Consider the following 9,550-nt stretch of genomic DNA (forward strand, 5'->3'; position numbering starts at 1 on the left):
ATCAGGACGATCGCGCCTGGAACCGTCGCTGCGGCGTCTCCCCCGTCGCCGCAGCGATCTTGCGAAGGAACGCCTGCCGACCCGGCTGCCATGGAAGGTGGCCGGGTCAGCGACCGATACCCAGCCGCTTGCGCTCCATCCGGCGCAGGAATTCCTGCATGATGCGGCGGTACAGATCCTCGCCCAGGTAGACGTCTTCCACGCCGGCGTCGATCGACGGGTTGTCGTTCACCTCGATCACCACCGGCTTGCCATTGACCTTCTTCAGGTCCACGCCGTAGAGGCCGTCGCCCACCGCATTGGTGGCCTTCAGCGCCAGCTTCACCACTTCCGTCGGCGCATCGCGCACCGGAATGGTCTCGAAGCCGCCGGATTTGGCCGTGCCCTTGGCGCCGTGGTTGTAGATCTGCCAATGCCCGCGCGACATGTAGTACTTGCACGCGTACAGCGCCTCGCGGTTGAGCACGCCGATGCGCCAGTCGAACTCGGTGTAGACGAATTCCTGCGCCAGCAGCAGCGCACTGTGCTGGAACAGGCTGCTGGCTGCCGCGGCCAATGCCGCCTCGTCTTCCACCTTCACCACGCCGCGCGAGAACGAACCGTCGGGAATCTTCAGCACCAGCGGGAAGCCGAGCCGCTCGACCACTTCTTTCATGCCGCGGCTGTCGTCGCGGTAGAGGATTTCGGTGTGCGGCACCGCCAGCTTGCGCGAGACCATCAGGTCATTGAGGAAGATCTTGTTGGTACAGCGCAGGATCGAGGTGGGGTCGTCCATCACCACCATGCCTTCCTTCTCCGCGCGATGGGCGAAGCGGTAGGTGTGGTTGTCGCTGGCGGTGGTCTCGCGGATGAACAGGCCGTCGTACTCGGCCAGGCGCTGGTAATCGTTCTTGCCGATCGGATCGACCTCGATGCCCAGCTCGCGCCCCGCGGCCACGAACGACTTCAACGCCTTGCGGTTGGACGGCGGCATCTGCTCGGCCGGGTCCACCAGCATCGCCAGGTCGTAGCGCGAGCGCTTGCGCACGCGCGGCTTGCGCCACAGCTTGCGCGAGAAACTGTCCAGCGCGGTGGCGAAGCCGTCTTCCTGGGCATCATCCAGCGTGTGCAGGCCGACCGGCTTGATCGAGGCCACCTGCCACACCCGCTCGCGCTCAAACTCGATCCGCAGCAGCGGGCAGGGGAACATCTCGAACACCTGACGTGCCAGGTCCTGCAACGCGGGGTAGGCGGTTTCGCCGAAGTACACCAGGGTGCCGAAGTCGGTGGTGTCGCGACCGCCGGCGGGCAGGAAGTGGGTGAGCTTCTGGTTGAGGTCGTCGATGTCCAGGCCGTACAGCGAACGCCGGCGCAAGTCGTTGATGGTGCGCACCGACGGCATCACCCGGTGCCCGCGCGCCTCCGCCAGCAGCGACACGTAATAACCGGTGCCCAGGTACTTGTAGCTGCGGCACAGGTTGATGACGTGGGTGCGTTCGTCGTCGGCGCCCACCGGCTCGCGCAGGTAATCCATCGCGCTCACCACGTCGACGGATGGATAGTACGACCCCCAGTCGGAGGCTTTCTCGACAACAATGACGAGACGGGTCATGTCACCCTCATAAGGCGATGGAAGCCGTGCGGGGACACGACAATGTCGCGCAGTTTGTGCGCACCTCGGGCCGCATACAAGGGCAGGCACTGAAGCGGGACTAAATCTCCGCGCCACGCCGCGATTGCCGCTGCGGCGAACGGCGACTACAGTGCCGCGCACACCTCCCGCTTGTTGCCGTCGTCGCCCCAAGGAAACCGATGCCCCCACCGCCAGCCACCGCCGCGGTGCGCGTTCGCCGCGCCGAACTGTCCGACCTCGACGACCTGGTCGCGCTGGAACTGGCCACGTTCGCGAGCGATCGCCTCAGCCGCGCGCAGTATCGTCGCCACCTCGACAGCGACAGCGCCCTGGTGCTGGTGGCCAGCGCCAACCATCGCCACTTCCTCGGCACCGCCGTGGTGTTCTTCCGCAAGGGCAGCAAGGTGGCGCGGCTGTATTCCCTCGCCAGCAAGCCCGACGCGCGCGGCAAGGGCGTCGGTACCTCGCTGGTGGAAGCCGCCGAAGCCGCTGCACGCCGTCGCCGCTGTCATGCCTTGCGGCTGGAAGTGCGCACCGACAACCTGGCCGCGATCCGGCTGTACGAACGCCTGGGCTACCGCCGCAATCGCTTCCTCGACGGCTTCTACGAAGATGGTGGCAACGGCTGGCGCTATGAAAAGGCGCTGGGATAGGCGATTCCCGACGCGTGAAAGAACACTACTTCTCCAATACAGACCAGCTCAAGTGAGCAGAGCGAGGAGGCCGGCATGATCACGGGCATAAATCACGTCACCCTGGCCGTGAGCGATCTCGAGCGGTCGTTTTCGTTTTACACCGCGGTGATTGGATTGAGACCGGTGGCGAAATGGGCGCGCGGCGCCTATCTTCTGGCGGGCGAGGGCTGGATCTGCCTGTCGCTCGACGCGGAAACGCGCCACGGCCCGCAACCCGAATACACCCACCTGGCCTTTTCCGTGGATCGTGCGGCGTTCGATGATTGTGCCGAGGCCATCCGCTCCTGCAATGTCGTCCTGTGGAAGGAAAACCGCAGCGAAGGCGACTCGCTCTATTTCCTGGATCCGGACGGGCACAAGCTGGAAATCCATGCTGGCGATTTGCGCAGCCGGCTGGCCGCGCTCAGACAGCAGCCGTACGAAGGCCTCGAGCTGTACGACTAGGCAGGGGCCGTTGACACGGCTGGCACAACGAGCCGAAGCGGCTGTTTCCGCCTGCAGCGTCCATGCGACACCTCACTCGTCGTTGAAGGCCGCCGGCTCAGTGGCCCATCGGCTCGCCGAGTCGCTGCGCGGTGGCATCGTCCGGCCGCGCCACCAGCGCGCCGGTGCGCATCAGGTTCACGTTGTAGTGGCCGCGGTCGACCAGCGGCAGGTAGGCGCCGCTGCCGTACAGCGTGTCCACCTCGGGCAGCCAGCGCGGGTACTGTTTCTTCAGGGCTAGCAGGTCGAAGCTGCCGGCTTCGTCGAAATCGGTGACGGTGCGCGGCGCGTGCGCTTCCTGCGCGGCATCGTCGTAGCGGCCTTCCAGGCGATCAAGCCGATACAGCGGCGGCACGCCAGCGAGCACGGCGGGCAGCTTCCACTTCAACACCAGCGCCTCGATGCGGAAGTCGTCGCCATCGAGCAGCACTTGCCGCGTGCTGCCATCCGGCCAGGTGAGCCGCAGCGACCAGCGCTGGGGCGACAGGATGCGTGAATCGATCTGCACCACCGGCAGTTCTTCGCCCAGGAAGCGATAACCGCGCAGCGTGGCGCCAAGGCTGCCCAGCAGCAGGGCGACGACGAAGGCCACCAGCACCACCAGGGCATGGCCACTCGCGGCCGCATGCCGCCGTGCGTTCATGCGCTGGCGCACGACAACCAGCTGCACCAGCGCCAGCAACAAGGCCAGCGCGGAAAGAATCCACAGCAAGGTGGTGGGCAGGCGCAGCAGTTCGTTCCAGTCCATCGGACCATCCCAGGTGATGACAGCCGCAAGGCTTTCGCCATGATAGCGGCGCCACCGGCTCGGGCGCGGCGATCCGCTCACGCTTGGCTATACTGCGGCCGTATTTCGCGGAAATTCCTGCCATGCGTCGATCGATCCTGCTGCTGCCGTTCTGCCTTGCCGCCGTCGCCCTTGCCGGTTGCGGCAACAAGGGTCCGTTGTACCTGCCCAAGCCGGTGGCGCCGACAGCCGCAGCGCCAGTGATCGCTCCCACGGCCTCGACGTCGGCGCCCGCGCACGCCGCCAGCGTGACGACAATGCCCGTCGATCACTGACCACCGGCCGCACCGCCATGACCTTGCACTTCACCAAGATGCACGGCATCGGCAACGATTTCGTGCTGCTGGACGGCCGCGATGGCCAGCTCGACCTGCCAACCGCCACGATCCGCGCCCTGGCCGACCGCCACACTGGCGTCGGCTTCGACCAGTTGCTGAGCGTGGAACCGCCACGCGACCCGTCCTGTGCGTTCTATTACGGCATCTGGAACGGCGACGGCTCGCCCTCCGGCCAGTGCGGCAACGGCGTGCGCTGCGTGGCCGCATGGCTGCATCGCGCTGGCGCGGTGGCGCTGGGCGAAACGCTGCGGGTGGAAAGCCCTTCCGGTGCGGTGACGGTGCGCCTGCTGGCCGCCGACCGCGTGGCAGTGGACATGGGCGAACCGCGCTTCGCGCCCGCCCAGGTACCTTTCGAGGCCGCGCAGGAAGCCGACCGCTACACCATCGACGTGGATGGCGACCGGTTGCAGATCGGCGCCGTGTCGATGGGCAACCCGCACGCGGTGGTGGTGGTGGACGACCTGCATGCGCCCGCGTTGGCGCGGCTGGGCCCCGCACTCACCCGGCATCCGCGTTTCGCCGAAGGCGCCAACGCCGGCTTCGTGGAGCGTCTCGACCGCAGCCGCCTGCGCCTGCGCGTGCATGAACGCGGCGCCGGCTGGACCCAGGCCTGCGGCACCGGTGCCTGCGCCGCGATGGCCGTGCTGCGCCAGCGCGATGAAGTGAACGAGAGCGTGCAGGTCGCACTGCCCGGCGGCAACTTGCAGATCGACTGGCCCGGCCCCGGCCATACCTTGTGGATGACCGGTCCGGCGGCCTTCGTGTTCGAAGGCGAATGGCTGGAATCGACCCCGGCGGATTGAAGCGCGGGCCCGTCCATCGCACACTCGGGTCGGTGCCACCCACTGCCCAAGGATTCCGCGCATGACCGACCCCCTGCTCGACGACACCCTGAAAGCCAGCGATGTGGCTGCCTATCTGAAGCAGCATCCGCAGTTCCTCAGCCATTACCCGGAACTGGCCCGGCAGCTCACCATTCCGCGCGAACAGGGGGCGGTGGCCTCGCTGGCCAGCTACCAGCTGCACCATCTGCGCGAGAAGAACGCCGAGCTGGAACGCCGCCTGGCCGAACTCACCGCCATCGCCGCCGACAACGAAAAACTGATGCAGCGCGTGCACGAGCTCAACGTCACCATGCTGCGCGCGAATACGCCGGCGGTGGCCGCGCGCAGCGTGATCACCCGGCTCGACGCCGACTTCCACGTCGAACAGGTGCGCCTGCTGCTGTTCGGCAACCATCTCGATCTGCCGCCGGCGGACTGGCTGAGCGTGATCGACGGCGGCCGCAATGCGCTGCCGGAGTTCGCCGATTTCCTGGCCCACCACGAGCCGATCACCGGCCGGCTCACCCCTGAGCGATTGCAGCTGCTGTTCGGCGAACATGCCCGCGAGATCCACTCCGCCGCGGTCATGCCACTGGGCGAGCTGGGCATGCTGGCGCTGGGCAGCGCCAACGCCGACCACTTCCAGCCCGGCATGGGCACGCTGTTCCTGAAGATGATCGCCGCCACCGTCACCGCCGCCTTGATGCGCGCCGAAGACGGCGCCTGAGATGACCGTCGCGCCGCGCACGCAGGTCGAGGCGTGGCTCGCCCGCCTGGCCGGCGAGCGCCAGGCGTCGCCGCACACCGTGGCCGGTTACCGGCGCGACCTGGACAAGCTGCTGCGCTGGATGGAAGCGCAGGACCTGCCCGGCTTCGATGCGCTGCAACCATCCCAGCTGCGCAGTTTCATCGCCGCCGAACACCGCGCCGGACTGGCGCCGAAAAGCCTGCAGCGGCTGTTGTCTTCCTGTCGCAGCCTGTTCCGCCAGCTCAGCCGCGAAGGCCTGCTGGGCCACGATCCGGCCGCCGGCGTGCGCGGCCCCAAGGTGCGCCGCAAGCTGCCCGAGGTGCTGGACGTGGACGAGGCTGCGGCGCTGGTCGAAGGCAGCGGCGAAGGTGCGCTGGCCGTGCGCGATCGCGCGATGCTGGAACTGTTCTATTCCAGCGGCCTGCGTTTGTCCGAGCTTACCGGCCTGCGTTGGGGCGACCTCCACCTCGACGAGGGCGAAGTCCGCGTGCTCGGCAAGGGCCGCAAGACGCGGCTGGTGCCGGTGGGCCGCTACGCCGTCACCGCATTGCGGACGCTGGGCGCCGCCGAGGGCAGCGCGCCGGAAAGCCCGGTGTTCCGCGGCCGTGCCGGCGCGGCGATCAGCCCGCGCACGGTGCAGGCGCGCCTGAAGACGCTGGCGCTGCAGCACGGTTTCGCCAGGCACGTGCATCCGCACCTGCTGCGCCACACCTTCGCCAGCCACATGCTGGAATCCTCCGGCGACCTGCGCGCCGTGCAGGAGCTGCTCGGCCACGCCGACATTGCCACCACCCAGATCTACACCCACCTGGATTTCCAGCACCTGGCCAAGGTGTATGACGCGGCGCATCCGCGGGCCAGGCGAAGAGCCAAGAGCAAGGAGTGAAAATGGAAGAGTGAGGAGTGAGAGAAAAGCAAGCCGACCCTGCTTTCTCTCACTCCTCATTCCTCTTCACTCGCTTCCGGCCCGCGTGTTGAAGCCTCGGCAAGCCGACCCCATCTGGTTCGTTCAACCTTGGAGCTTTTATGGAATCCTTCCACGCCACCACCATCGTCAGCGTGCGCCGCAACGGCAAGGTCGTGATCGGCGGCGACGGCCAGGTCACGTTGGGCAACATCGTGGCGAAGGCCAACGCGCGCAAGATCCGCCGGCTGGGCAAGAACGCCGACGTGCTGGCCGGTTTCGCCGGCGCCACCGCCGACGCCTTCACCCTGTTCGAACTGTTCGAGCAGAAGCTGGACAAGTACGGCAACAACCTCACCCGCGCCGCGGTGGAGATGGCCAAGGAGTGGCGCACCGATCGCCGCCTCGGCCGCCTCGAGGCCATGCTGGCGGTGGCCGACAAGGAGGCCTCGCTGCTGATCTCCGGCAACGGCGACGTGCTGGAACCCGAGCACGGCCTGATCGCCATCGGTTCCGGCGGCCCGTACGCGCAGTCCGCCGCACTGGCGCTGATGGAGAGTACCGAGCTGGACGCGCGTGCCATCGTCGAGCGTTCGCTGAAGATCGCCGGCGACATCTGCATCTATACCAACCACAACACGTCGATCGAGGAACTGTAGGCGCTCCTCAGGTTTTGCGATCGTTCCTGATCGCGAAGATCAAACGGGCGGCCATCCATGGCCGCACTTCTTACCAAAAGCCGCATCCTGGCGTTGCAGCTTTCCCCACACTGACGCAAACATGTCCGAACTGACTCCCCGCGAAATCGTCAACGAACTCGACCGTTACATCATCGGCCAGCACGACGCCAAGCGCGCCGTGGCGGTGGCGCTGCGCAGCCGCTGGCGGCGCATGCAGCTGGCGCCGGAAATGCGCAACGAGATCACGCCGAAGAACATCCTGATGATCGGCCCCACCGGCGTGGGCAAGACCGAGATCGCGCGCCGCCTGGCCAGCCTGGCCAACGCGCCGTTCGTGAAGGTGGAAGCCACCAAGTTCACCGAGGTGGGCTACGTGGGCAAGGACGTGGAATCGATCATCCGCGACCTCGTCGACGGCGCCTACAAGCTGACCCGCGAGCAGGCCATCAAGCGCGTGCGCACCCAGGCAGAAGACCGCGCCGAGGACCGCATTCTCGATGCGCTGCTGCCGCGCCGGCAGAGCGAGCCGACCGACTGGAGCCACGATGCCACCCCGGCGCCGTCGATCGAGAGCGACACCCGCCAGAAGCTGCGCAAGCAGCTGCGCGAGGGCACGCTGGACGAGCGCGAGATCGAGCTGGACTTCGCCATGAACGTGGGCGTGGACATCGTCTCGCCGCCGGGCATGGAGGAGATGGGCGCGCAGTTGCGCCAGATGTTCCAGAACATCGGCGGCGCCAAGACGCAGCAGCGGAAGCTGGCGATCAAGGCCGCCCGCCCGCTGCTGATCGATGAAGAAGCCGGCAAGCTGCTCAATGACGAGGAGATCCGCGCCCAGGCGGTGGAAGCGGCCGAGCAGAACGGCATCGTCTTCATCGACGAGATCGACAAGGTGGCCCAGCGCAGCGATTACGGCCATTCCGGGGTCAGCCGCGAAGGCGTGCAGCGCGACCTGCTGCCGCTGGTGGAAGGCTCCACCGTGTCGACCAAATACGGCCCGATCAAGACCGACCACATGCTGTTTATCGCCTCCGGCGCGTTCTCGCTGGCCAAGCCGTCGGACCTGATCCCGGAGCTGCAGGGCCGCTTGCCGATTCGCGTCGAGCTGTCGGCACTGTCGGTGGACGACTTCAAGCGCATCCTGCGCGAGCCGCACAACGCGCTGACCAAGCAGTACGTCGCCTTGCTGGGCACCGAAGGCGTCACCGTCGAATTCACCGACTCCGGCGTCGACCGGCTGGCCGAGGTGGCGTTCCAGGTGAACGAGCGCACCGAGAACATCGGCGCCCGCCGCCTGCACACGGTGATGGAACGGCTGCTGGAGAAGATTTCCTACGAGGCAGCAGACAAGTCCGGCGAAAAATACTTGATCGACGCCGAACATGTAGACAAAAGTCTCGGATCGCTGGTCCAGAACGAAGATCTGAGCCGCTACATCCTGTAAACAAGCCGGCCGGCCCGGTCTGGTAAAATGGGCGCCATGGGCACTGTTATCGAACTGAAAACCACCGGCCAGCGGGCGCAACTGCGTGAAGCGCAGCAAAGCCAGCAGCTGGTGCGGTTGTGGCGCGAAGACCTGGAACACGGCAGCTTCTGCGGCTACGTGGGCGGCGTCGGCCGCGAATTCCTGTTGCTGTGGGTGGTGGGCGATACCCTCACCTACGACGGCATGTACGTGATGCGGCACCGCGACATCACCGAACTGGAAGCACCCGACAAGCACCACGAATTCATGGAAAAGGCGCTGCGGCTGAAGCAGTTGATCCCGCACATGCCGCCCAGCTTCCCGCTCGATTCGATCCGTGACGTGGTGCAGGCCGCCGGCCTGTTGTCGCCGGTGATTGGCGTGCACGTGGACAGCGAGGAAGAGGCCGAGGTCTGCTACATCGGCCGGCTGGTCGGCGTGGAAGAGGACGGCTTCACCATGCAGGAAGTCAGCCCGGACGCCGAATGGCTGCGCGAAGCCTCGTACTTCGCCTGGGACGAGGTCTCCACCATCAGCATCGAGGACGGCTACGCCCAATCCCTGCTTGCGGTCGCCGGCAACCCGCCGCCGCTGACCCAGGGCGACTCGGGCGTGGGTCACGCCAACTAGGGAAAGTCTGATCAATCGATCTTCTGCTCGTCATTCCTGCTAAAGCACACTGCTGTCCGGAATAAATTCGCTAGTCCCCGACTCGTTCAGTCTCATGTCGAGCGGACTCATGCGAACAGCCCGGGTTGCCACGGTTCGCCGGGGTGGACGGTCTTTCGTCGCCGGTCGCGTCTACGTCCCGGCACCGCGCTGACCGGGCGTTGGAACAAGCCGGCGCGGAGCTCGGCAAGAAAGAGCCACAGCGTGGTGGCCGAGGTGCTGGCGCGATGGGCCAGCGCCACCAGCAGATAGGCCACCAGGGCGGTGAGGATCTGGATCTTCACCGCTCTCTCGCTGCGACCGAGGAAGCGCCGTAACCGCAGGTGTTGCTTGATCCACTTGAAG

At 66.5% G+C, this 9,550-nt stretch carries 11 protein-coding genes and 1 pseudogene; 9 read left to right on the plus strand and 3 right to left on the minus strand.

From position 1 onward, the window contains the following. Positions 1 to 106 precede the first annotated feature (106 nt). Entirely contained in the window at positions 107 to 1,591 is a 1,485-nt protein-coding gene (locus BMY90_RS13870) for a RimK family protein (RefSeq protein WP_092704775.1), read from the minus strand. Positions 1,592 to 1,791: 200 nt separating this feature from the next. Between BMY90_RS13870 and BMY90_RS13875 the strand changes: the two genes are divergently transcribed. Both BMY90_RS13875 and fos read left to right on the plus strand, forming a co-directional pair. Beyond that, entirely contained in the window at positions 1,792 to 2,265 is a 474-nt protein-coding gene (locus BMY90_RS13875) for a GNAT family N-acetyltransferase (RefSeq protein WP_008210006.1), read from the plus strand. A 75-nt stretch (positions 2,266 to 2,340) separates the two neighbouring features. After that, on the plus strand, positions 2,341 to 2,751 hold the full coding sequence (gene fos, locus BMY90_RS13880) for a fosfomycin resistance glutathione transferase (RefSeq protein WP_092704777.1): 411 nt from the start codon (positions 2,341 to 2,343) through the stop codon (positions 2,749 to 2,751). A gap of 97 nt (positions 2,752 to 2,848) precedes the next feature. Here the strand turns inward: fos and BMY90_RS13885 are convergent, their stop codons facing one another. Then, entirely contained in the window at positions 2,849 to 3,538 is a 690-nt protein-coding gene (locus BMY90_RS13885) for a hypothetical protein (RefSeq protein WP_092704779.1), read from the minus strand. Between the two features lie 122 nt (positions 3,539 to 3,660). Here BMY90_RS13885 and lptM point away from each other — a divergent pair, with 122 nt between their 5' ends. From lptM to BMY90_RS13920, 7 genes are all read left to right on the plus strand, one after another. After that, positions 3,661 to 3,852 (plus strand): LPS translocon maturation chaperone LptM, encoded by a 192-nt coding sequence (gene lptM, locus BMY90_RS13890; RefSeq protein WP_092704781.1) that lies wholly within the window; start codon positions 3,661 to 3,663, stop codon positions 3,850 to 3,852. A 17-nt stretch (positions 3,853 to 3,869) separates the two neighbouring features. After that, positions 3,870 to 4,718 carry a diaminopimelate epimerase gene (dapF, locus tag BMY90_RS13895; RefSeq protein ID WP_092704783.1) on the plus strand — a complete coding sequence of 283 codons (849 nt, stop codon included), beginning with the start codon at positions 3,870 to 3,872 and terminating at the stop codon, positions 4,716 to 4,718. Positions 4,719 to 4,779: 61 nt separating this feature from the next. Beyond that, positions 4,780 to 5,466, plus strand: coding sequence for a DUF484 family protein (locus BMY90_RS13900; RefSeq protein WP_008209369.1), 687 nt, complete (start codon positions 4,780 to 4,782; stop codon positions 5,464 to 5,466). Position 5,467: 1 nt separating this feature from the next. Continuing rightward, positions 5,468 to 6,373 carry a tyrosine recombinase XerC gene (gene xerC, locus BMY90_RS13905; protein WP_092704785.1) on the plus strand — a complete coding sequence of 302 codons (906 nt, stop codon included), beginning with the start codon at positions 5,468 to 5,470 and terminating at the stop codon, positions 6,371 to 6,373. Between the two features lie 140 nt (positions 6,374 to 6,513). Beyond that, on the plus strand, positions 6,514 to 7,050 hold the full coding sequence (gene hslV / locus BMY90_RS13910) for an ATP-dependent protease subunit HslV (protein ID WP_092704787.1): 537 nt from the start codon (positions 6,514 to 6,516) through the stop codon (positions 7,048 to 7,050). Between the two features lie 121 nt (positions 7,051 to 7,171). Then, complete coding sequence (gene hslU, locus BMY90_RS13915) at positions 7,172 to 8,515, plus strand: ATP-dependent protease ATPase subunit HslU (protein ID WP_092704789.1); 1,344 nt, start codon at positions 7,172 to 7,174, stop codon at positions 8,513 to 8,515. 36 nt (positions 8,516 to 8,551) lie between these two features. Further along, on the plus strand, positions 8,552 to 9,166 hold the full coding sequence (locus tag BMY90_RS13920; RefSeq protein WP_037099657.1) for a hypothetical protein: 615 nt from the start codon (positions 8,552 to 8,554) through the stop codon (positions 9,164 to 9,166). Positions 9,167 to 9,273: 107 nt separating this feature from the next. Here the strand turns inward: BMY90_RS13920 and BMY90_RS17580 are convergent. Further along, positions 9,274 to 9,550, minus strand: a pseudogene (locus BMY90_RS17580) (hypothetical protein); the annotation flags it as partial.

The organism is Rhodanobacter glycinis (assembly GCF_900114325.1).
Taxonomy (GTDB): domain Bacteria; phylum Pseudomonadota; class Gammaproteobacteria; order Xanthomonadales; family Rhodanobacteraceae; genus Rhodanobacter_A; species Rhodanobacter_A glycinis.